23 protein-coding genes are annotated in these 22320 nt (G+C 30.2%); all 23 read right to left on the reverse strand.

Annotated elements, in window-relative coordinates:
- Positions 1-13 precede the first annotated feature (13 nt).
- Genes flxY through darB form a run of 23 tightly spaced genes read right to left on the reverse strand, consistent with a single transcriptional unit; the run spans position 14 to position 22206 of the window.
- Complete coding sequence (flxY, locus tag HXZ69_RS08310; protein ID WP_219034299.1) at positions 14-1321, reverse strand: flexirubin biosynthesis putative acyl-CoA ligase FlxY; 1308 nt, start codon at positions 1319-1321, stop codon at positions 14-16.
- Positions 1300-2961: a C45 family autoproteolytic acyltransferase/hydrolase gene (locus tag HXZ69_RS08315; RefSeq protein ID WP_286495628.1), complete on the reverse strand. Its 1662-nt coding sequence runs from the start codon at positions 2959-2961 to the stop codon at positions 1300-1302. The genes flxY and HXZ69_RS08315 overlap by 22 nt, the downstream gene beginning before the upstream one ends.
- Positions 2948-4519, reverse strand: a complete 1572-nt coding sequence (locus tag HXZ69_RS08320) for a phytoene desaturase family protein (RefSeq protein ID WP_286495630.1) — start codon at positions 4517-4519, stop codon at positions 2948-2950. Before HXZ69_RS08320 ends, HXZ69_RS08315 begins: the two co-directional genes overlap by 14 nt.
- Positions 4494-8153, reverse strand: coding sequence for an MMPL family transporter (locus tag HXZ69_RS08325; RefSeq protein WP_286495632.1), 3660 nt, complete (start codon positions 8151-8153; stop codon positions 4494-4496). The genes HXZ69_RS08320 and HXZ69_RS08325 overlap by 26 nt, the downstream gene beginning before the upstream one ends.
- The gene (locus tag HXZ69_RS08330; RefSeq protein WP_286495633.1) at positions 8146-9330 is read right to left on the reverse strand and encodes a DUF2062 domain-containing protein; all 1185 of its coding nucleotides are present in this window, start codon (positions 9328-9330) and stop codon (positions 8146-8148) included. Before HXZ69_RS08330 ends, HXZ69_RS08325 begins: the two co-directional genes overlap by 8 nt.
- 3 nt (positions 9331-9333) lie before the next feature.
- The gene (locus HXZ69_RS08335; RefSeq protein WP_280049826.1) at positions 9334-9816 is read right to left on the reverse strand and encodes a hypothetical protein; all 483 of its coding nucleotides are present in this window, start codon (positions 9814-9816) and stop codon (positions 9334-9336) included.
- Complete coding sequence (locus HXZ69_RS08340; RefSeq protein ID WP_125350372.1) at positions 9816-10187, reverse strand: ApeI family dehydratase; 372 nt, start codon at positions 10185-10187, stop codon at positions 9816-9818. The genes HXZ69_RS08335 and HXZ69_RS08340 overlap by 1 nt, the downstream gene beginning before the upstream one ends.
- A gap of 56 nt (positions 10188-10243) precedes the next feature.
- Positions 10244-10867: a flexirubin biosynthesis protein LolB2 gene (gene lolB2 / locus HXZ69_RS08345; protein WP_125350373.1), complete on the reverse strand. Its 624-nt coding sequence runs from the start codon at positions 10865-10867 to the stop codon at positions 10244-10246.
- Positions 10845-11471 (reverse strand): flexirubin biosynthesis/transport protein LolA2, encoded by a 627-nt coding sequence (gene lolA2, locus HXZ69_RS08350; RefSeq protein ID WP_409410633.1) that lies wholly within the window; start codon positions 11469-11471, stop codon positions 10845-10847. The genes lolB2 and lolA2 overlap by 23 nt, the downstream gene beginning before the upstream one ends.
- Complete coding sequence (locus HXZ69_RS08355; RefSeq protein WP_280051373.1) at positions 11461-12234, reverse strand: polysaccharide deacetylase family protein; 774 nt, start codon at positions 12232-12234, stop codon at positions 11461-11463. The genes lolA2 and HXZ69_RS08355 overlap by 11 nt, the downstream gene beginning before the upstream one ends.
- Complete coding sequence (locus HXZ69_RS08360; RefSeq protein WP_286495636.1) at positions 12231-13220, reverse strand: beta-ketoacyl synthase chain length factor; 990 nt, start codon at positions 13218-13220, stop codon at positions 12231-12233. The genes HXZ69_RS08355 and HXZ69_RS08360 overlap by 4 nt, the downstream gene beginning before the upstream one ends.
- Positions 13217-14413: a beta-ketoacyl-[acyl-carrier-protein] synthase family protein gene (locus HXZ69_RS08365; protein WP_280051371.1), complete on the reverse strand. Its 1197-nt coding sequence runs from the start codon at positions 14411-14413 to the stop codon at positions 13217-13219. The genes HXZ69_RS08360 and HXZ69_RS08365 overlap by 4 nt, the downstream gene beginning before the upstream one ends.
- A complete protein-coding gene (locus tag HXZ69_RS08370; RefSeq protein ID WP_019975316.1) occupies positions 14413-14670 on the reverse strand; it encodes a phosphopantetheine-binding protein in 258 nt (85 codons plus the stop codon). The genes HXZ69_RS08365 and HXZ69_RS08370 overlap by 1 nt, the downstream gene beginning before the upstream one ends.
- Positions 14671-14700: 30 nt before the next feature.
- Complete coding sequence (locus HXZ69_RS08375) at positions 14701-15240, reverse strand: 3-oxoacyl-ACP synthase (protein ID WP_286495637.1); 540 nt, start codon at positions 15238-15240, stop codon at positions 14701-14703.
- A complete protein-coding gene (locus tag HXZ69_RS08380; RefSeq protein ID WP_286495638.1) occupies positions 15233-16381 on the reverse strand; it encodes a beta-ketoacyl-[acyl-carrier-protein] synthase family protein in 1149 nt (382 codons plus the stop codon). The genes HXZ69_RS08375 and HXZ69_RS08380 overlap by 8 nt, the downstream gene beginning before the upstream one ends.
- Positions 16354-16791 (reverse strand): acyl-CoA thioesterase, encoded by a 438-nt coding sequence (locus tag HXZ69_RS08385; protein WP_286495639.1) that lies wholly within the window; start codon positions 16789-16791, stop codon positions 16354-16356. Before HXZ69_RS08385 ends, HXZ69_RS08380 begins: the two co-directional genes overlap by 28 nt.
- Positions 16766-18043, reverse strand: coding sequence for an ABC transporter permease (locus HXZ69_RS08390; protein ID WP_286495640.1), 1278 nt, complete (start codon positions 18041-18043; stop codon positions 16766-16768). The genes HXZ69_RS08385 and HXZ69_RS08390 overlap by 26 nt, the downstream gene beginning before the upstream one ends.
- 1 nt (position 18044) lies before the next feature.
- Positions 18045-18770: an ABC transporter ATP-binding protein gene (locus HXZ69_RS08395; RefSeq protein WP_286495641.1), complete on the reverse strand. Its 726-nt coding sequence runs from the start codon at positions 18768-18770 to the stop codon at positions 18045-18047.
- A gap of 6 nt (positions 18771-18776) precedes the next feature.
- The gene (gene darH / locus HXZ69_RS08400; protein ID WP_286495642.1) at positions 18777-19778 is read right to left on the reverse strand and encodes a BtrH-related acyltransferase DarH; all 1002 of its coding nucleotides are present in this window, start codon (positions 19776-19778) and stop codon (positions 18777-18779) included.
- Entirely contained in the window at positions 19762-20166 is a 405-nt protein-coding gene (DarG, locus tag HXZ69_RS08405) for a flexirubin biosynthesis protein DarG (protein ID WP_286495643.1), read from the reverse strand. The genes darH and DarG overlap by 17 nt, the downstream gene beginning before the upstream one ends.
- A complete protein-coding gene (locus HXZ69_RS08410) occupies positions 20163-20618 on the reverse strand; it encodes an ApeP family dehydratase (RefSeq protein ID WP_280061646.1) in 456 nt (151 codons plus the stop codon). Before HXZ69_RS08410 ends, DarG begins: the two co-directional genes overlap by 4 nt.
- 4 nt (positions 20619-20622) lie before the next feature.
- Positions 20623-21063 (reverse strand): hotdog family protein, encoded by a 441-nt coding sequence (locus HXZ69_RS08415; protein ID WP_286495644.1) that lies wholly within the window; start codon positions 21061-21063, stop codon positions 20623-20625.
- Between the two features lie 3 nt (positions 21064-21066).
- Complete coding sequence (darB, locus tag HXZ69_RS08420; RefSeq protein ID WP_286495645.1) at positions 21067-22206, reverse strand: dialkylresorcinol biosynthesis protein DarB; 1140 nt, start codon at positions 22204-22206, stop codon at positions 21067-21069.
- Between the last annotated feature and the right edge of the window lie 114 nt (positions 22207-22320).

Raw genomic sequence — 22320 nt, forward strand, 5'->3', positions numbered from 1 at the left:
TTATTTCATATATTTAACTTTCTCTATAATCAACAAACGTAATTGGTTTTCTACTTTCTGGCTTGAAAACAATTGATTGTAATTCTTCAAAAGTTTCAAATTTTATAGAAGGCGTTACGCGTAATTTTGCTCTGAAATAATCTTTTATTTTTGCTAAAAAATCATCGGTTTCGTCTGTTGAAACTAATCGAATTAAAATTTCATCTGTTCCAAATTCGTTCGAATAAATTTCGATTAAATGTAATTTGATTTCATCAAAATGATTCAAAATATCATGTAAAGCTGGCGGATACAAGGTTGTTCCTTTGTACTTTATCATATGTTGCTTTCTACCTTCAACTGGTCCTAATCGATACGAATTACTCCCGCATATACATTTATCGGAATGTTTGCGTACTAAATCACCTGTTTTAAAACGCAATAAAGGCATTCCTTCTATTCCTAATGTTGTAATTGTCAATTCACCTAATTCACCATCTTGTACAACTTCATTATTCTCGTCTAAAATTTCTGTGATAATCAAATCTGGCTGATGATGTCCTCCAACCGATTCATTACATTCTGTAAACGCTGTTCCCATCTCGGTTGAAGCATAAGTCGAAAAAAGTTGAATATCCCATTTCGAATTTATTTTTTGCGCCAACAAAGACGAATTCAAATCTTTATCACGCAACGACTCTCCAATACACAAAACCGATTTTACGGATGAATTTTGATAATCGATGTTATTTTTCTCTGCATAATCTAACATTTTCAATAAAAAAGATGGAACAGCAACCAAAAATTTGGGTTGATATTTTAAAATAGAATCCCATTGCAATTGCGGAACTCCAGCACCAACACGAATAACGCCCGCGCCTATTTTTCTCAAACCAAGAAAATACGCCAAACCAGCCATAAAACGACGATCAATCGTTGTCATCAATTGTACAACATCACCTTTTTGAACCCCAATTCGTTGAAAAGAATTCATTTCATTTGCTGCCAGACGATCTAAATCTTTATCCGTCAAACCAAATGTTACAGGATCACCTAAAGTTCCAGAAGTTGTTGAGTAATCAATAATTTCAGTTAATGGAACACATAAAAAATCAAAATTATATTGTTGCAAATCATTCTTCGTTGTAACAGGAATTAATTTTAAATCTTCCGTTGTTTGAATAGATTTCCAATCAATTTGATATTTTTTGAATAAATCTTGATAAAATTTGGAATGCGTCGCAAGATACTTTATCTGTTCTTGAAGTTTCTGATTTTGAAATTCTTTAATCTCTTCTAAAGATTGAAGTTCTAAGGATGTTAACGCGTTTTTCGAGAACATTTGGATAATTTTTTCTGAATTTTATTTCGGTCAGGAACTGTAGTCACCTCCTTTGTCAATGCTAATTTATAATAAAAACTCGCTTGTTGATAATCTTTCTGCTGAAAATAATAATCACCAACTTTGTCATAAACCAACCAAAAATCAGGATTATTTTGAATGTAACTTGTTAAAAAAGTTTCATCAATTTTCTTATTTTCTTTTATCAACTTACTTATTTGGTGTGTTTGTTCACGATATTTTTCATAATTAGAATAATCAGCAGATAAGACAAACTTGTCTTTTTCTATTCTCAAACTATCTACATTTAACATATAATTTGAAATAGAATCATTAAAAATTTTATTCAAATCATAAGCTGTAAACTCACCTAATTGATATGGATTTGACGAAACCCAAACCAATCGTTTATCTGGTTGAAAAACAACTGCGTGATGCGCCAATAGTTGATTCAAAGCCTTTTCATTTCCGTAACCTAATTTAGTGTTTTTCAAACCATTTGTATCACGCAATAATTCAACCATTTTAGTGGGATTTAGCTTATTTTCATTCGAAAGATGTTCTTCAATTTTTTCAAAACGATAAACCGAATGACTTTCCTCTTTTTGAATATTATTTCGCTTATCATCCAAATAAACATCACTCTGAAAATGGTTAGTACAAGCTAAATAAGGTTGATTTTGAACTTCATAAACACCAAACTTTTTAGGAGAAATTTCTATCAACACCACACGATGATCTTTTGAACTACCAATCATGATACTCTCAGAAACGAAAACCTTTTTAGTCTTTGCTATTTCAATTGCTTGATCAATCGTTGAGGCATATTGTAAAATTTCTAAAGCAACGAGAGAAATAGGCGTTTTTGCTTTAAGTGGAATAGAAGATTTTCCCGCATTTATCGTTACTGTAAGCCCTTCCAGATTCATTCCAGACGAAACACCAATCATTCCACACCAAGTCACCGACATATATGGATAACCAGAATTTGGCTTGACAAACGAAACTATTTTATTCTTCGCAAAATCATCATTTGCATAAAAGTCAAAATTGCGACCAATCAACAAACCTCCATCTTCAGATTTATTATCCAAAACAGCCAAAGATGAACAACCAACCAACATCAAATCATGCATAGCATGTCCTATATCGTGCGCCCCATGTAAAAAAAGGTTACGATTATATTTGTCTATTAACGAATCATAGTGGCTATTTGCAGACTCAGAAAGTCCATAAATTTGTGCTTTATATTCGTTGTTGACATATTTATGTAAATCTCGATTATAATATTTGAGTACTTTGAAAAGAAATTTTCTGCGCTTTTCAGAAGGAATAAAATCAGTTATCAAATTCATGAAAGATTGCTCTTGAAAAGCATATAATTCTTTCGTTAAAACACCTGTTTTTTGACCAATTTCTAACGGATCTCCCGAAACAAAAAGTTCCCAATTTTGTGTTTTATTTTTCTTAAAAAAATTATTTTCAATATAAAAAAGTGAGTCATTGATCTCATTTCTACTATATTGTTTTGATTGAAAAGTAGACAAATCAGGACGATTTTCTAAACTTTTTCTAATGCCACAAGATATAAACGTAAAAAAAATAAACGTAAAAAAGTAAATAGTTTTATTCATTCGCATTTAGTTTTATTTCACGATGAACTTTATTCATTAAATAGTCAGCACCAAGGATTTCGCAACATGTTACAAATGCACCAACCGTTACACCCAAAACTCCATGAACACGGACATTTTGACCAGTAAAAAACACATTTTTTACTTTTGATCTTGGTGAAATAAATGTTTTCATCGGATGATTACTATCTTTCAAATATCCATACATATTTCCTTTTTCAGAACCTATAAAATCGCGATAAGATAAAGGCGTAGAAGTATGAATTGAAGAAATTTTTTCTCTAATATCAGGAAATTTTTTCTCTAATTTACGAATGATTAATTCCGTTTTCTGACGTTTAAATTCTTCATATTCTTCTCCTCTATTTCCGTAATTATCATTAATATCAACATTATACGATTCTTCCCATTTTTGTACTTCATCAAACATCATATACGTCATAACCGTCATACTTTCCGAATACTCTTCATCTTTTTGATCCATACTAAATGTTGCAATGTATGTATTTGGCCAATCATTTGTAGTTTTTTCGTAGCTGTCCCACACATCATTTATCGAGTTAAAATGATAAATATTATGATTGATATAGGAAAAACTTTTTGGCTTAAAAACAATATAAATAGTAAATGCAGAAGGCGTTACTTCCAAGCTTTTGACGCGTCGAGAAAATGGTTTACCAAACTTACGCTCGCCTAACATATCTATTGTTTTTTTAATGTCAATATTCGAAATGAATAAATTACCAAAGAAACGTTTTCCTTTTGTTGTTTCACAACCAATTACTTCTTCATTCTCGTTTTGTACAAATGATTTTATTTCTTGGTATTTATAAATTTCACCTCCATATTTCTTCAGTTCTTTGATCAAAAGTTTCGCGATTTGGCTTCCTCCATTTACACATCTCCAAGCCGAATGTATATAAGAGTTAACTGAAAGCGCGTGTATGTACAAAGGCGTTTTCTCTGCTTGTCCTACATAAAGAAAATTATTTCCTACTAAAACCGCTTTCAAACGCTTATTTGTGAAAACCGAATCGATGTATTCTTTCGCATTAATCGACAAAAAATCTTCTTCATCAGCAAAAGTTCCGATATTCAAATTATACATAGGAAAAGCAGAACAAATTTCCTCTAATTTTTTGCTGTATTTGATTAAATTTTCTCTCTCTTCAGGAAAAAAAACAGCTAATTGATCAACAAAATTCTGATACGTTTGCGCAATTGGATATTCCTGAGAATCATCATCAAACGAAATCATATCAAAACCATTTTTATTCAACTGGCGCAATTTCAATTTGTCGGATATATTCAAATAACTGAAATAGTTATACAAATTTTCTCCTTTATCCAAACCTCCAACATAGTGAACACCAGTATCAAAAATTGTTTTATTTCGAACAAAAGTTTGCAAATTCCCTCCAAACTGATTGTTCTTTTCTAATACAACAACTTTCTTTCCTTCTTTTGCCAAAATAAGCGCAGAAACAAGTCCTCCCAAACCACTACCAATAACGACTACATCGTAATGAGATTCAGAATTATTTTGTGTAAATTGTGTATTCATTTGTTTCGGTTTGTTGGGCAAAACTTGTAAAAAGTGATTCGTCAATATTTCTATTCTTTAAAACAACAATTTTCTCAAATTGATTTATTGTTTCTTGATAAATATTTTCAATATCAGTAGAAATTAAAAGCGTCTTATAATCATCTATAACATCAAGATCAGAACGATATTCTAACGAACGAATTTTTGTAATGTAATTTGTTGCTGCAATCTCTCGCTTTTCTTCCTCTTTTACAAACGTTATTATTTTTCGGTTTGCTTGTTGCATCAATAATAAAAAATCAATTTGTCCAAAATCATTCGAAAAATGAACTATTTTTTCATCTTTTGTAAATGCATTATTTAATTGATGATAAACAGATTTATTCAAACTAAAATCCTTTTTTACAACTTGAATAATTTCAGATTCTTTGTACAAAAAACTTAAAAATAATTTCTGTTTCCAATAGTTTTTATCTTCATATTTATCTCGAATTTCTTGAAAATTATTTTTAAATTCCTTACTGATTCTTTTAGTTCGTTCTGAATAATTCAAACCATAGTTTTCATCATTCCAAGCAATTCTTTTACCTATTATTGAATAAATATGTCCATCAAAAATTAAAAAATCTCCTTTTGGAATAATCTCTGAATTTCCATGAATATAAATTGGTAAAATATCAAGTTTCAATTTCTCCGCCAAATAAAATGCACCTTTATGAAAACGATTAATATTATTCGTTCGAGAACGTGTTCCTTCAGGGAAAATCATCAACGAAAACTCATTCCCAATTCGAGTTTTAATCTCTTCAATATTATTTTCAACACCGTTTGAAACAGGATAAAAACCTGCCATTTTCACAGCTCGACCAAAAATCGGCGATTTATAAACCCAATCGTTCACTAAGAACACAATTTTAGGCGTACACATTCCAATCGCCAACGTATCCAAGAACGAAGTGTGATTCGCAATTATGATTGACTGTTTCTTGAAGTCTTCTTGATTTGGATTAATAATTTTCTTGACAACCGTTGGCTTTAACATCAACACAGATTTCATAAAAGTTGACATTCCCCATCCAAAAAGTTTATATTTTTTTTCTTTCGAGATTGGTAAAATAAGCATAAAAAATCGAAGGATTAAAGACGTTATTGTACCAAATAATCCAAAATAAATGAAGAAAATCCCACTTTGAATTGCCAACCACAACGTCATTGGAGATTTACCTTTTTTAGGACGATTTGAGATGAAAAATCGAAATAAAATTGGGTAGAAAATAAATGTAATCACTAGTGCCGCCACAACTCCAACTAAAGAAACTGATGCGATTGATTTCAACGCTGGATGTTTAGCAAAAATAAGTGCTCCAATTGCTAAAATTGTCGTGATAACTGCTAACAAAATCGAAGTGCGATAAGTAGGCATTTCATCTTTTCCGGTCGTATATTCTTTTTGTAAAGCACTCGTCATAAAAATACTAAAATCAACACCATGACCAAAAACCAATGTACAAACAATACTGCTAAAAATATTGAATTTAATATCAAAAAGTCCCATCAATCCAGCAGTAACCAAGCCCGATAACGCAATAGGAATCGCACTGATAATAACCAATTCTATACGTCGAAAGAAATACCACAATATTAATAAAACAGCAATAAATGAGTAATTGACAAGATTATTAAAATCTGTCACTAAATTTCCTAAAAAATTTTCGTTTAACTGTTTGCGATCAATTACAATTGTTTCTTTATTATGATATTGTTTGATGAAGTTTTCTCGGCTTTCTTCCTTTAATTTTACTAAAGTAGAAATCGTATAAAAACCTTTTTTTTGCGAAACAAATTCTTCAAAAAGCGACGGATTAAATGCTCTATAATCTTCTAAATTTAAAGGTTGATATGCTTTATCAAAAATTGAGAAAAATTGATTATAAATTTCTTTTTTGAAACCATATTTTTTTCCATCCTTGATAAATTCATTCTTTACAAAATTCACTTTATCTGAATTCCAAAAATTTTTCCAATCATATATTTTTTCTTGTTGAACAGAAATTGGTAAAATCAACGATTGAATAGAATTATAACTTAAAATCTCATCTCTATTTTCTGCTTTTTGTAACTTATTTGTTAACGCAATATTTTCATTTAATACGTCTTCTACATTGTTTCCATAATTGACAACATACAACGATTTTGAGATAGAATTAGACGATGTTTCTAACTTTTGTTCCGCTATTTTTTGATCGGTTGGAACGTAATTCAATTTGGATAAATCTTTATCAAAATTGACATTATTAAACGTAAAACAACTCACAATAATCAAAAGAACACAAGCACCAATCAATATCTTGTTATTATGAAATGAAAAGAACGCTAACTTCTCTATAATTGAAGAATTATTTTCAATCGCATCTTGTTTTGGATGATATAAATGTGGAATAATCAATAAAGAAAAAATACCAGAAACAATAACTGTTATTCCAGCAAAAATTCCTAAATCTTTCAACACATCTGATTTCACAAAAAGTAAACACAAAAATGCAATCGCTGTTGTCGTACAGCTCATGATTAACGGTTTCGTAATCTCTCTAAACAATGTTTTAGAATCGCTATTGTGCTTATAATGCGTCATGATATGCAGCGAATAATCAATTGTTATTCCTAATAAAACTGCTCCAATACTCAATGAAATTGCAGAAATTGTACCTTGAATAAAATACAAAAGTGCCAAAGCGAAGAAAAAACCAAAAACGGAAGGAATAAAAATAATTATCGGAATGTAAATTTTTCGATAGAATACAATTAAAATGATCATTAATGTAATCATCGAAATCAAAACGGTTGTTATAATATCTTGTTTAATTTGTTTTGCATTCGCAACTGCAATAAAGCTTGAACCGAAATAACTCAATGTTGATTTTCCGCTATATTCTGGATTTAAATGCTGTTGAATTTCTTCTAAACGATTAACAAATTCAGTATTATGTTCTGTTTCACTTCCTGAAAATTTAGGATTGATAAAAAGAAATAATTTCGAATGATCTTTCGTCACAATAAATCCATTGTAAACTTCGAAATCATCCGTCAAATTCTTTTCTTTTAAACGATTTAATGCAACAAAAGTCAACCCAAGCGGATCTTTCAACATAAATTCTTTTGAAACAATTCCAGTCGGTGTAATCAAACTTTTGTAATTACTTTCAACAATAGAAGCAATCGAATCTTTTAAGAGTTTTTGTTCTAACTTTTTATAATCTTCTTTCTCTAAAAAAAGTGGCAAATTTTGATGAACGAAATCAAAAGTCGAAGCAAAATTATCTAAATCATATTGACCTTGAATATCATTATAATAATTACTTAACGGCTGAACACTATCTAAAAAATCTGTTGCTTGCGCCGTCATATCATCCAACGTTCCAGCTTTATCTTTTTCGATAATCACCGCAACTTTATCCGTAAATTTTAATTGAGCAATAACCTTTGCCATTGCATCATTTTTCTCATCTTTCGGAATGATTCGCGTAATATCTTCTTCAAATTTTAGTCGATTTGAAAAAAAAACACAACCAAGTAAAAAGAGAATAAAAAATAATACACTCAACCATTTATTTGCCTTGATTTGTAAAAATATGTTGTAGAAAAATTTATGCATTCTTAATTGTCTTTTGACTGAAATAAATTAATAAAAAATAACTTACAATTCCACTAACAATACTACAAAAAGTAGCTAAAACTAAACTTCCGACAATATAACGAAGCAGATTTTTTTTGATAATTTCAAAAGAAACCAAACTCAAATCCAATTGAAAATTGTCTTGCAAAATAAATCCCCCAGTCAACAAAGAAAGATAAATAATTATCGGAATCATTGGCGGAATACTAATGTTGGAACAAAAGAAACTAATCACTTTATTAAGACGAAACATCGACGCTAAAAAAATGGATAAAAAAGTTTGAAAGCCCCAAAATGGCGCGATTCCAAGAAAAATTCCCAAAGCAATTGAAAGCGCTTTTACTTTATTGCTATCATTACTCCCTAGAATATCTTCTTTAATGAATGTTTGTATATTTTTTTTTTTGAAACTGAAGAAAAAATTTCGTGGTTTGATATAAAAAATTGTCAAAAAAACCAGAAAAGTATTCAAAATACTAATTCGTGTAAAATCTTGAAATGGACGAAAATGTGAAACTCGTTCGTTTGGATCGTACAAAATATCAATCGGAATATTGGTCACCTCAACTCCTTTCCAAGCTGTTCGTACAATAATCTCAATTTCGAATTCGAATTTATTTGTCCAAAACTTTTTCGGAATAAATTTCAACGGATACAAACGATAACCAGATTGTGTATCATTCAGCTTAATTCCAGTCTCGAACCAAAACCAAAAGTTAGAAAACTTATTTCCAAAACTACTTTTCTTCGGAATTCCATCTTGCTCCATTTGACGACTTCCAATAATTAAAACAGGCTTATTTTTTTGATCTAATTCTGTAATAAAATTTGGAATATCATATGGAAAATGTTGACCGTCAGAATCGATTGTCAATGCATAATGGTAGCCTTTTTCTCGCGCAGTTTTAAAACCAATACGAAGTGCATTTCCTTTTCCTTTGTTCTCTGGAAGTTCAATTACAATAAACTGATTCTGATAATCTTTTAAAATTTCAGAAGTAGAATCCGTCGATCCATCATTTATAACTATAATTTGATTCGTGTAATCTAAAACTCCGTCAATCACACGCTTCAATGTTTTATGATTGTTGTAAGTCGGAATAAGTACACAAACTTTTTGTTCGTCTATTTTATGTCGAATAATCGAAAAATCCATTGATTAATTTAGTTTTTTCAGCTGTTGCGCTGTAAAAGTATTGTATTTTTTGGCGTACGATTTCACCAAAGTTTTTACTTCTTTTGGTGCAGAACTATAATTTTCGACAATAAATGTTTTATCTTCTTGTATATTTTGATTGTATTTGATAAACTTTGGAATATTCTCTTGAATAATCAATCGAATTAAACGATTTTCAACATCTTTAGAGTCTTTTTTTATCGAATTATTGATCAAAGTTGCTCCATCTGTAAAATATTGTTTCTTCGTTTCCTTATCTTTTATATACCTTGCTTTCAGAATTTTAGACGCACCTTTATATGCAATAATTGTTTGATTATCACCTGAATAATTATCTAATTTATTATACAAAATAGATACATTATTCGATGATTTTGAAGCGTTTTCAAAATCTGTTCTCAATTCGGATAAGGTTAATCCAAAGAAAAATGAAACCGATAAAAAAATAGATAATAGAGTTTTCATTAATCTAAAACTTTATAAATTGCACTAAATTTTAACGCATTTGTCGTTTCAAAAAATGAAGAATTTTTCACTTTCACTTCATTATTTTCACAAACAACATTCAAACTCAAATCCAAAATAGGATTAATAAACGGATTTATTGTCGCCATAAATTTCACATTCGAAACTTTAGACAAAAACAAATCTTTCGAAACAAAACCTTCTGTTATCTCCTTTATTATCTGCATCATGCAAACACCAGGTGTAATTGGGTTATTTGGAAAATGACCTTCGAAAACTTGATGATTTGGATTTAATTCAATTTGAACTTTAAAATTATTTTCATCAATTTTCTCAGTATTTTTAATGATATATAGATTAGGAATAAGCATTTGTAATAGTTTTGAGTTACAAATATAATCTAAAAAAAGATGATTTGTACGTTAGTTTACTCTTCCTCTAATTGTATATTTACTTTTGTAAGTGTGATACTTAAATTGAAGTGATTATGTTTGATTAAAATCTGATCAGGAAAATCTGTTTGATCTCCTGAAAATTGATTAATCGTTTTTATTTTATTCTTCTTTAAATGAACCAATTCTTTAAAATAATTTGATTCATTCTTAGCAAAAATTAAACTCACTTCTTTTGATTTTAAAATCGTTTGATCTGTCGTTTTTATATGCTCATCAACTTGAAAATCATTCTTAAAAATAGCTTGTAAATCTTCTGCAAGAGTTTTTACAACCACTTTTTTTTTCAAATCTGGCATTACATAATTCAATGTATAATCGTGGTCTGTAACTGACAAATCGAATAACGTATTCCCAAAATCAGACGTCATTACCACACGATGCGAGTTGTAACCCAATTTTTTCACAACAAAATTACCTTTCATTTCCTTTTTCATGAACGTAATCTTGAAACGATAACTATACTCTTTATCAGTTGAACTAAAATATGGGTTCAAAAACTCCCTTTCATCCTTTTGTTGTTCTTGTATATCAGCAATTTTGTAAGTCGTTCCACAAGAGGTTAAAATGAAAAAACTAAGGATTAAAAACAGACGCATTTATTGTTTTATTTAAAGATTTGTTGGTAAATAAAATTTTCGTGTAATCATCCGAAGGTTCAATTAATTTGACTTCTGTAACCGTTGATTGACCTGAATAAAACGTCAACTGAATTTCTTTGATGTACTTTTTTACATCCTTTATTTTTGGTTGTAATTTTGCAATTCGAGATTTATCAGTTTTCGCAAAAGTTATGATAAAATCGTTTGTATCAAACAAATTTCCACTTACACTTCCGACAATTAATTGATTTAATTTTTCAAATTTTTTATTTCCTTGTAAATCTACACTCGATTTTTTCCCTTCATCATTAATGTAAATTTTTCCATTGTTAAAAATCACATTATAATCAATTGGTTGTGTATAATTCCAACGCATCGCTTTAGGATTTTGCAAGTACAATTTTCCTTTCGAAACAATTGGTTTATCCAAGAAACTCATCACTTTATATTGTGTAAAATCAGCCGTCAACGTTTGTATTTTCTTAGAATCAGCTATAATATCTTTTTTGAAATTCTCAATTTCAGCATTACTCATTTTACTTTCTTGCGCAAAAATTGTCAAGTGAAAAAAAGCTAATAAAATGAAGATTTTAGTTTTCATATACATCAATTTTCAAGAGTTCATTTAATGGAACTACTTTATAATTTTCCTTTTGTAAAAATACGAATAATTGCTCTAAAACATTCGCAGTTTTGTCTGAAGTATCGTGCATCAAAATAATAGAACCAGGCTTTATTCGACCAGTAATTCGGTTCAATAATTTTTTTTCATCATTGATAACTGTATCCAAAGAACGAATATCCCAACCAATTACATTATGTTGTGTTTTATTTAAAGCCTTTGCTATATGTGGATTTGTGACACCAAAAGGTGGTCTAAAAATTTTCGTCGTAACGTTTATTTTTTCTCCAATAAGTTGATTGGTAGAAACGATTTCATCAATGATTTTTTCTGTTGAATAAAAACCATTTTTAGAAGAGTGATGAAATGTATGATTCCCTATCAAATGTCCTGATTGATGAGTTATTTCAAGAATTTCAGGATAATTTTCGATTTGTCTACCAATGCAAAAAAAAGTTGCTTTTGCACTATTTTTTTCTAAAATGGTTAAAATTCTTAGTGTAAATTCCGTCGGTCCATCATCAAAAGTAAGAGAAATTATTTTCTCTGAATGATTATTTCCTCGATGATAAGCTTTCAAAAAATAGTTAAATCGAATTTCAAAAGCTCCAAAAATTGTCAATAACAACCAAATAATAAAAGGTATAAACAAATAAAAAAAAGACAAACCTTTTGTAAAACAACCAATTGATAAACAAATTAGTATAACTACAAAAAGGATTGTGACTACTCTGAATTTCATATCGATTGAAGCAATACTAAACTCAAATCTTTACCTTTATGACCATTCACTAAAAGTACGTTTTTATAACTTTCAGCTTTTACGTCATTCTTTTTGAATTGGTTTGGTAAAGTTTGATTTTTCAATAATTCACAACCTAACACAAATCCGAAAGCAGAGGAAGTTCCAAATTCTCCAATAAAATCTTTGTATCCAAATAACTCAAGTTGATTTAAATCATTAATATTCAATAAATTTTCACCAGAAATAATCGAATCAATATCGGTTAAATCAATATGATTCAATTGAATGAATTTTAAAATTTCGGAATATAAATCTTCAAATTGATTTAAAATAGAAACATCTAAAACTTTTGTATAAGAATTTTCATTTCTTTTATTAGATAAAACACAAAAATGAGCACCTTCACTATATTTAATTCCTTGATTTTCTTCTGATTCAATCTCACCAATTAATTGTAACAACTGATATGTTCTTTCTCCAATTTCATCAATTCCACCAACCAAAACGTTATTTACTTCTTGATTTTCAACTTGTAAAAAACCATCTAGAAGTGCATTTTCAAACGAATTAAAACCATTTGTATACGTGAAATTATACGCATTACAACCAAGATGCAAAGCAATTTGAGAACCAACTGTATTGTGCGTAGATTGAATAAAAGCTGTTGGCGTCAAAAACTCTTCTTTGTTTTGAATAATATTTGTCAAAAACTTCTCAGAATCAACCAAACAACCCAAAGCAGTTCCAGTAATTATTGCTTCTGGTTGTTTAATTCCTGCCTCATTCAATGCTTTTAGAGAAGAATAAATTCCCATTTTTACACCAGAAGCCATTCTACGACTCATCGCAGGAGAAATAATATCTTTTAACGAAGGCGATTTTGCCTTAGTAATAGAAGCTTCTAAAGGAAGAAAATCATCAGTTATTATATCTATAAATCGCACATTTACAAAGCCTAATCCGTTTACAAATACTTCTTTCATGATTTAGAAAAAATTAAAGTTGAACAATTTCCTCCAAAACCAAACGAATTTGATAACACATATTCAATATCTTTCTTTTCCAATTTTGTGGTCGGAAAGATATTCAACTCTTCAATCGGAGATTGAAAATTAAGATTTGGATAAACAAGATTATGTTGAATACTCAACAAACTGAATACCGCTTCTACACTCGCTGCAGCAGCCAACGTATGACCTGTAAATGGTTTTGTAGAACTAAAATTAGGGACATTTTCTCGGAAAATTCTCTTCAAAGCTCGACCTTCTGTTATATCATTATTGTTTGTTGCAGTTCCATGAACATTAATATAATCGATTTCTGAAGGCTGAATAATAGAAGTTTCGAACGCTTTTTTCATCGCCAAATACGCTCCTTCTCCATTTTCAGACGAAGCTGTTTGATGAAATGCATCATTAGCATTTCCAGCACCAACTAAATAACCAAGAACTTTTTTATTTGACTTTTGAACTGATTCTTCTGATTCTAAAACTAAATAAGCTGCTGCTTCACCAAGATTTAGACCTTTTCGATTTTCATCAAATGGTTGATTAAACTCATCACTCAAAATCATCAAACTTTTGAATCCATTAATGGTAAATTTTGACAAAGCATCCGTTCCGCCAACAATCACTCTATCTAATTTTCCTGAATTAATCAAGCGCGCTCCATACATAATCGCATTCGCAGCCGAAGAACAAGCCGTACTAATTGTAGAAACAAAGCCTTTCAAACCAATTTCATTTGCAATTTGATTGGAAGAAGCGCCCGCATCGTGACTCGAAATATACTTTTGTTTCTCGGGCAGGTTTTCATAATCCAAAAAATAATTTTCCGTCATATCCATTCCTCCCACACTTGTCGAAGAAATCAGTCCTGTTCTGACTTCATTTACGTTTTCGATTCCTGCATTTTTCAGAGCTTCTTTCACAGCTATTAGTCCTAACATCGCTGTTCGAGAGAAATTATTCTCTGAAGATAAGTTTAAAAAAGTTGCTAATTCATCATTCGATAATTTAATTTCACCTACAAAAATTTCATTTTTATGAATAGAATCAAAATTTTCAAGGCATGATAAACCATGCTTTTGATGAATTAATGAATCGAAATTCTCTTCGACATTCTTACCAATTGCCGAAATAATTCCCATTCCTGTTATTCCAACTTTTTTATGCATTATTTTGTTCTATTTTTTTCAATATAATCTGCCATTACTTCTACCGATTGAAAGATTGTTTTTCCTTCTTTTGGATCAGTAATTTTGATTCCATATTCTTTATCCAATAAAACAATCAACTCCAAAGCATCGATTGAATCTAATCCCAAACCGTCACCAAATAAAGGATCATCATTTTTGATATCCTCTACTGATACATCTTCAAGGTTTAAAATTTCGATAATTTTTACTTTTAAGTCGTTAATTAAATTTTCCATAGTATTTTTTATTGTAAACTAATATTGTTTTTAATCTATTAAGTACATTTTCGCTTCGTAATCACCTTGTAAATAATCTACCCAAGCCAAAACAACTTTCTTTGCTTTGTTTTTTCGAATTAAATAATTCGCATATTTTTTTAATTGTTCTTCATTAAAATTTTTCGAAATAAAAAAAGCATTTTCTGTCTTCAATCCATGACGAATACTTACTTCACCTAAACAAATATTTGCTAATGTATAAACAAAAACAGCAGGACTTGGAAAAATTTCATCAGTAGATTGAATACTTTGTTGATGTTTCAAATCTGATTCTAAACTCGAATTTCGATTTGCAAAAACCAATGCAATATCTTGATTTTCATTTAAAGTATTCTCATCTTTCAACAAAATTTCGGCAGCTAAAAAAGCTAATTTACTTTGATAATCCATTTTATAAAATTTTGGATAATCAATTTCGAAAGATTTGAAGAAATTTTTCGAAAATATACCAAAATCTCCTGAAGAATCTTCAAAATGAAGTTCATCATTCAACCAAACTTGTTCGTTTTTAATCTCAACTTTAGTCATTCTGAACTTTTTTTAGAATAATTACAGCATTACTTCCTCCAAAACCAGATGAAGTTTTCAAGATAATATTGACTTCTTTTTGAAGATTTTCATTCAAAATATTTAATGGAACTGAAGTTCCTATTTCACTAAAATTATGACTTTTCAAAACTAAATTTTCTTCAGCTTGCTTCATCGCAATAATTAATTCCAACAATCCAGAAGCGCCCAATGTATGTCCATAAAAAGCTTTTAAACTATTTGTCGGAGTTTTATCCATTTGTAAACGATTAAAAGCAATTGCTTCCATTTCATCGTTATACAATGTCGCCGTTCCATGTGCCGAAATATAATCAATTTCATTTGATGAAATATTGGCTTCTTTCATCGCGACTTCTATACTCAAGACCAAACCTTCACCCGTTCGAGATGGTCCAGAAATATGATTTGCATCGTTAATTGAAGATTCACCCAAAATCTGAAAACTATTTTCTTCTTGACTTTTTGAAAGATAAACACAAGCCGCAGCTTCGCCTAAATTAACACCTTTTCTATCTTTGTCAAATGGTTTACATAATTCAAAACCCATTGCTTGAAAAGAATTGAAACCTGTCAAAACAAAATCTGTCAACTCATCCAAAGCCAAAACATATGCATCATCAAACTCATCCATTTCAATGAAACGTTTTGCAACATTAACTGCTAAAACTCCAGAAACACAAGCATTTGAAATGATAATTGGTTCAGTTTTAAATCCAAAATAATCTGCAATTTTCTTGGCAAAATTTGGAATTGAAGCTTTTTCTAAAGAATCAGAAAGTTGATCAATATTACCTTTTGTTGTTGAAAGAATAAATCCCGTTTTAGAATTAATTTTTGATTTTTCAATAATAGATTGAAGAGCTGAAATACCAATTATTTCTAATCGCGTATAATGTTGATTATATTTTAGTTCATTTATTAAATTTAAGAAAATTTCATCCTCAATTTTCCCAGCATAAAAATTCTTTAAATGACCAAATGAATCAATTTTAGAAACAGCCGAATTTCCTTTCAACAATTCATTCCAATTTGTTTGAATAGAATTTCCGAAAGGCGTGAAAATATTTGCGCGATTAATGTAAACTTTTTCCATTACAACAACCCTACTTTTTTCTTCCATTCTTCAAAAAATGGTGGCAATGTTAACATTAAATCTCCTTCGTTGTCTAAAAAAACTTGAGTCGTTTCTCCAATACAAACCAATTTTTCATCTTGATTAAAAATCTTGAATTTAAAAATCATTTTTGCTGCCAAAGTATCTTCAAAAGTCGTTTCTATTCTACATTTATCGCCATATTTCAATGGAAATTTATGTTCACAAACCGACTTAATAATTGGTGTTACAAATCCACTTTTCTGAATATCCAAATAACTAATCCCAAAATGACGTCCAAAAGCTTCCCTTCCATCTTCAAAATACGTAATATAATTCCCATGCCACACGATTCCCAACGGATCGGTTTCATTGAATCGTACTGCGAAATTAGAATTATGTACTAATGTTTTAATCTTCTCTTCTGAACTTATCATAATATATAGCGGCAAACAAGGTAATAATATAGAACAAAGTTAACAAAATAATATTCGGAACAATCTGAAGAAAAGATTGATTTCTCAGGATTAAACTATAATAGCCATCGAGTGCCCAATTCATCGGTGATATTTTCGCGAAATGTTGCATAAAATCTGACATCGCAAAAACTGGAATCCAAACACCGCCAATTGCAGCTAAAATAACGACTAAAGTCGCTCCAAAAGGTGCAGATTGTTCTTGGGTTTTCGCAATTGTACCACTTAAAAGTCCTAATCCAATTGCTGCCAAAGAAGCAAATACAGTTAATCCGTAAATAGAAAATAATATGCCATCCGTTTTGAAACCTGGTAAATCAATTAATGGAAAAACTAATTTAGCGATACATAAAATCATTGTAAATTGCAATAAACTTATGATTAAATACGTGATGGTTTTTCCAATAATTTGAACAGAATAAGGCATTGGACTTGTTAATAATCGAATATGTGTGCCTAAACTTTTTTCTTTTACAATGTTGATTGATAACGGAACAACAATAAAAAATATCGCAAATAATGTCCATGCAGGCACATTATGTTGTGTAACATTTGGTTTCAAAACTGATTTAGAATCTTCAGGAACAATCTCTTGAAAATGAATAAACTTCTCATTTTGAAATCCTAAATCATTTGATCCCATCTCTTGTTGAAATGCTTTGTAAATACTTTTATTCTCAGTATCTGTAATTAATTTATCCAAAACATTCGACACATTTTCTTTGAAAGCCAGTGAAGTTGCAGGATCAAAGTATAATTTAATCGTTTTTGGATTGACTTGTTGATTATATTTAACTTGCGTGCTATCAAAAGCAAATTCGTTCAAAATTTTCTCAACATTTTGATTGATTTTATAATTCAAATCCTTTGATAATTTCGCTGGAATTACAATTCCAACTTGGTATTTTCCTTTAAAAACTTCAGTTTTCAGTTCATCTTCCGTTAATTTTTTCCCATTTAATTCAGTTACAATTTTTAAATTTCCTGAATGTGAAATATGTTTTTTTACAATCGCAGAAATACTATCTTGATCATGATCAATAAATAGAACAGGAATACTCGCTTCAGCAAAAGAATCATAGGTACTTTTCTGAATTTTAGTCACCGTAATAACCAAAATCAAAGGCATAATAAAAAGAATCACCAATCCGCCAATATCACGAATAAGTAATAAAATTTCTTTCTTTATACATGCTAAAAGTTGACTCAACATATCACGATAATTTAGTTAAATTAACAAAAGCTTCCTCCAAATTATACGCATTTACTTGCTTGATTAATTCTTTAGGTTCGGCTGTTACAATCGATTTTCCTTGATTCATAATCGTAACTTGTGTACAAAAATCTTCGGCTTCTGCCATATGATGAGATGTATAAACGATCGACATTCCTTGCTGATGTAATTCTTGTAAATAATCCAATAACGCAATTTTTGATTGAATATCAACACCAACAGTTGGCTCATCTAAAAAAAGAATTTCTGGCTCATGAAGAATTCCTGCCAATAAATTAATACGACGTTTCATTCCCCCCGAAAATGAATTAATTTTTTTATCCAAAAACTTACTCATTCCTACTTTTTCAGTCAAAAGATGAATCTTTTCGTGCAATTCTTTTGAAGGAACTTTATAAATCTTTCCAAAAAATTCTAAATTTTCTCTTGCAGTCAAAGTTGGATACAATGCATATTCTTGCGGAACAATTCCAATGATTTTCTGAATCTTTTTTAAATCTATTTTTTGATTTAAATTTTGAATCACAACATTACCAGAAGTTGGTTTAATCAATCCTGAAAGTATCGACATCAAGGTTGTTTTCCCTGCTCCATTTGGACCAAGTAAACCGTGAATTTCGTTCTGTTTTATCGTCAAAGAAAAATCTTCTAGCGCAAAAACATCCGAATTTTTATATTTTTTATATAGTTTTTCAATTTCAATCATCTGTTGCTAAATTGCTTTTCTTAAACGTTTAAAAAACGATTCTTCCAAATCTGCTAATTCTAATAATTGATCCGAAATCACATCGTAAATATCTTGTGCATTGTTTCGTTTTTTATAAACTCTTGATGCATTTAGAGCAAAATCTCTCCATTTATCTCCAATTGCAGAAATTTCTAAGGCAAAATCATTCAGATTTGGTTGATTCAATTTTTGTGAAGCTTCTTGTAAAAAAGCAGCATAAATATATCGAAAACCTCCACCTCCTGTCCCAATCTCTTCTTGCATTCGAATCATTTGTGCCAAAAAATAATTCGTTTTTGCATTCCCAATTTTCTTTGGCATTTTTTTAATTCGTTTCGCAACCATTCTAATTCCACGAATTCCAACAATCGGAACTGGTGCTAACATTTCACGACACGTTTTCTTAATTCCTTTTTTAATTGCTTTCTCAAAATCTATATTTTCTGGAATAAATTCAGGATAATACAAATGTCCTTTTGGAGCTAAAACACCTTTCGAAAAACGAACTTTTTCTAACTCATTTTCAGTCAACTTTGTCGTTTCTTGCATCACAGGATCACTAATTAAATAAGTTTGATCTTGCTTACCGAAAACAACTAAATTATGTCCGTTAAAATGAAACTTATATTCTTCTGGAAAATAAGTTAAATTATACACACCAACCTGTAAGCCGCAAGGTCGATTGGCCAAAAGCTGTTCATCTAAGAATATTTGGGCAGATTTTGTAGAGCGAAATTTATGACGTTTAACCTTTATACCAAGATTTTTTGCTGCACGATTAAAAATCATTCCTGGCATCGGACGATAACTAATTGCAGGTGCGTGATTGACTTTTAGAAAAGGTAAAAACACAAAAAAAAGTCCTGAGCCAATTCCAAAAATCATTGGTTCTGAAATCTCAATTCCTTTATTTTTTAATAAATTAGATGCTACTCCATTTTCGCAATGTGCTGATTGAAAATGTGTAAAATCAGTTATGGTTTCCATCAAAGTTTTTTAATTCATCAACCGAAATTTCAAAAGCTTCGGCATATTTTTTTAGTGTTGATTCTTTTAATTTTGAGAAAACAGTTGGTTTCGCATGTCTTTTGACAAAAATCTTCCAAATTCCGACATAATTAGACAAAATTTCCCAATCCATACGTTTCAATTCCAAGAAATATAAAATTGGACTTGCTTTTCCATCAATTACTTTTTGTCTTGCTTTCTCTATACGTTCCTCCAAAATTTTTAAGGTTTCAGACTGAACAATATTCTTCGCTTCCCAACCCGCACTCAATGTTTGGGAAAATTCTCCCTGTTCATCAATTGCGTAATAAACTTCGTTGAAATCCTTGAGATGTCCTTTATCTTGCGGTACTTCTGATTGTTTCATTTTTTATGGTTTTGAAGCATCAAATTCATTGTAGCTGTCGCAATTATTTCGTCATTCAAGATAACTTTTGCTTGCATCAAACTAATTGTAAATTCATCGTAATCAAAAACTTCTAACAACGTTGCTTTTGTTGTAATGGTTTGATTAACTTTTGGTAATTGCATAATTTCGGCTTGTTTGATCGTACTAATAAAGCCGATTACATCGCCTTTGTGTACATCAGAAAAATTGATAAAATAGTTTTGTCCAATAATTGTCGAACAAACTTGCGCCATATTTTCCAATAAACCAACTTCAGTAAAATATTCGTTCTGAATAAATAATTGATCCGATTTTATCGTAAATAAAGCTTCAACATAGGTTTTCTCAATCCAAGAAATCGTGTCAACAAAAAGCATTGGTTCACGATGCGGAAGAAATTGTTGAATATCAATTTGCTGATTTACTTTCATAAAATTATATTTCTGCAATCACTGTTTTCATCTCTCCTTTTGCAATTACTTCTTCTTCTATCTTTGTCTCAATCGAAACCAAAGTCACTCCCATTACTTCGTGCAAAATAGTTACTGTTGTTGTTAAATTTTCATTCACTTTTGGCAAACGATTAATCTCTATTGATTTCATCGAGCCAATATATCCAGTTGGAGCTGATTCATTTCGAATATAAAATTGATAACCTGTATACAAAGCAACTGTTTGTGCCATGTGTTCTAATATTCCAGATTCTCTTAATTGATTATTTTCGACAAAAATTGAATCATTTTTGACTGTTAAGCCTCCAACAACTTTTACCTCTTCATATTCAAAAATAGCATCTACCATAATAATTGGTTCACGTTGTGGAATCAATTGTTTGATAAATTCTATCGAATGATTGGGTAATTGTATTTTATTCATTTTTTAAACGACTGTTAAATAAGCGTACGAATACGAAAAACGTCCACTTTCTGGTACGCAAAGCATAATACGATCTCCTTTTTTAAGGTTTCCTTCTTGAAAAAGTTCGTCAAGCATCAAAAAAACAGACGCTGAACCCACATTTCCAACTTTGCTTAAATTCATAAACCATTTCTCTAACGGAATATGAATGTCTTTCTTACAAAATTCGTCATATAAACCTTGAACAAAATAATTTGACGACACATGCGGCAATAAATAATCAATCTCATTTGACGATAATTGATGTTTATCCATTGCAGCTTTCATGCTTTCTACGCCTTTTATCAAAATATTATCATTCAGAATTTTGACATCTTGTTTCAATGAAAAAATGGATTCTTTTAACCATTCTTCCGAAGAAAAATCGCTCCAAGGTTTCATTTCTCCATTCGATAATTTATCGCCTCCGGCATACATACACGTTTCCAATTCGTGCGCGTAAGAATAAGATTCCATCCATTCAACTTTAAGCGAAATAGAATCTTCGTTTGGTTGATTTTGCAATAAAAAAGCTGCAGCACCATCCGATAACATCCAACGCAAAAAATCTTTTTTGAATGTTATAATTGGTTGCTCTTCTAATTCTTTCAAATTGTCAACTTCATGCTCAAATTTTTCTGCTTTCATCCATGTCGAAACTCGCTCAGAACCTGAACAAACTGCATTTTTAGAATTACCCGACTTTACCGAAAGATAGCCAAATTTCAGCGCATTCATTCCCGAATTACAAACTCCCGAAGAAGAATTTAACTCCACCGAAACATTATTTTGCAATAAACCATGCACCATCGCGGCATGAGAAGGCAACAACAAATCTGGCGTTGAAGTCCCACACGACAACACTTCTACCTCATTTTTTGTAAACTGTGCATCAAATAAATTTGTAATTGCATTACTCGTCAATTCTGCATTAGAATGTGTGACATTTCCAGTTTTATCGAGAGCGTAATAACGCGTTTTGATTCCATTATTTCTTAAAACGATTCTTCGAGCTTTTGAAGGAATTTGATTAATTTTCCCTAAAAAATCTTCCATTTCATCATTCGAAATTGGTTGATTTGGCAAAAACTTCGACGTTTTCGTTATATATACATTTTGCATATTATTCTATTCCTTGAAAATATTTTACCTGTTTTTTATCAATAGCGTCCTAAATAAATTTAGGGCATAAAATATCCACCCACTTTAGTAGGATACAAGCTATAGTTGGACAAA

Source organism: Empedobacter sp. R132-2 (genome assembly GCF_030324375.1).
GTDB lineage: Bacteria > Bacteroidota > Bacteroidia > Flavobacteriales > Weeksellaceae > Empedobacter > Empedobacter falsenii_B.

Excerpts from the sequence above, each read along its gene's own strand:
- darH (WP_286495642.1), bottom strand. The coding sequence starts at position 19,778 with ATGGAAACCATAACTGATTTTACACATTTTCAATCAGCACATTGCGAA.
- lolA2 (WP_409410633.1), bottom strand. The coding sequence starts at position 11,471 with ATGAAAACTAAAATCTTCATTTTATTAGCTTTTTTTCACTTGACAATT.
- HXZ69_RS08385 (WP_286495639.1), bottom strand. The coding sequence starts at position 16,791 with ATGATAAGTTCAGAAGAGAAGATTAAAACATTAGTACATAATTCTAAT.
- HXZ69_RS08325 (WP_286495632.1), bottom strand. The coding sequence starts at position 8,153 with ATGCATAAATTTTTCTACAACATATTTTTACAAATCAAGGCAAATAAA.
- HXZ69_RS08390 (WP_286495640.1), bottom strand. The coding sequence starts at position 18,043 with ATGTTGAGTCAACTTTTAGCATGTATAAAGAAAGAAATTTTATTACTT.
- HXZ69_RS08360 (WP_286495636.1), bottom strand. The coding sequence starts at position 13,220 with ATGAAAGAAGTATTTGTAAACGGATTAGGCTTTGTAAATGTGCGATTT.
- HXZ69_RS08320 (WP_286495630.1), bottom strand. The coding sequence starts at position 4,519 with ATGAATACACAATTTACACAAAATAATTCTGAATCTCATTACGATGTA.
- lolB2 (WP_125350373.1), bottom strand. The coding sequence starts at position 10,867 with ATGCGTCTGTTTTTAATCCTTAGTTTTTTCATTTTAACCTCTTGTGGA.
- HXZ69_RS08315 (WP_286495628.1), bottom strand. The coding sequence starts at position 2,961 with ATGCGAATGAATAAAACTATTTACTTTTTTACGTTTATTTTTTTTACG.
- HXZ69_RS08330 (WP_286495633.1), bottom strand. The coding sequence starts at position 9,330 with ATGGATTTTTCGATTATTCGACATAAAATAGACGAACAAAAAGTTTGT.
- HXZ69_RS08365 (WP_280051371.1), bottom strand. The coding sequence starts at position 14,413 with ATGCATAAAAAAGTTGGAATAACAGGAATGGGAATTATTTCGGCAATT.
- HXZ69_RS08410 (WP_280061646.1), bottom strand. The coding sequence starts at position 20,618 with ATGAAAGTAAATCAGCAAATTGATATTCAACAATTTCTTCCGCATCGT.
- HXZ69_RS08335 (WP_280049826.1), bottom strand. The coding sequence starts at position 9,816 with ATGAAAACTCTATTATCTATTTTTTTATCGGTTTCATTTTTCTTTGGA.
- HXZ69_RS08380 (WP_286495638.1), bottom strand. The coding sequence starts at position 16,381 with ATGGAAGAAAAAAGTAGGGTTGTTGTAATGGAAAAAGTTTACATTAAT.
- HXZ69_RS08340 (WP_125350372.1), bottom strand. The coding sequence starts at position 10,187 with ATGCTTATTCCTAATCTATATATCATTAAAAATACTGAGAAAATTGAT.
- HXZ69_RS08375 (WP_286495637.1), bottom strand. The coding sequence starts at position 15,240 with ATGACTAAAGTTGAGATTAAAAACGAACAAGTTTGGTTGAATGATGAA.
- DarG (WP_286495643.1), bottom strand. The coding sequence starts at position 20,166 with ATGAAACAATCAGAAGTACCGCAAGATAAAGGACATCTCAAGGATTTC.
- flxY (WP_219034299.1), bottom strand. The coding sequence starts at position 1,321 with ATGTTCTCGAAAAACGCGTTAACATCCTTAGAACTTCAATCTTTAGAA.
- HXZ69_RS08415 (WP_286495644.1), bottom strand. The coding sequence starts at position 21,063 with ATGAATAAAATACAATTACCCAATCATTCGATAGAATTTATCAAACAA.
- HXZ69_RS08370 (WP_019975316.1), bottom strand. The coding sequence starts at position 14,670 with ATGGAAAATTTAATTAACGACTTAAAAGTAAAAATTATCGAAATTTTA.
- HXZ69_RS08395 (WP_286495641.1), bottom strand. The coding sequence starts at position 18,770 with ATGATTGAAATTGAAAAACTATATAAAAAATATAAAAATTCGGATGTT.
- darB (WP_286495645.1), bottom strand. The coding sequence starts at position 22,206 with ATGCAAAATGTATATATAACGAAAACGTCGAAGTTTTTGCCAAATCAA.
- HXZ69_RS08355 (WP_280051373.1), bottom strand. The coding sequence starts at position 12,234 with ATGAAATTCAGAGTAGTCACAATCCTTTTTGTAGTTATACTAATTTGT.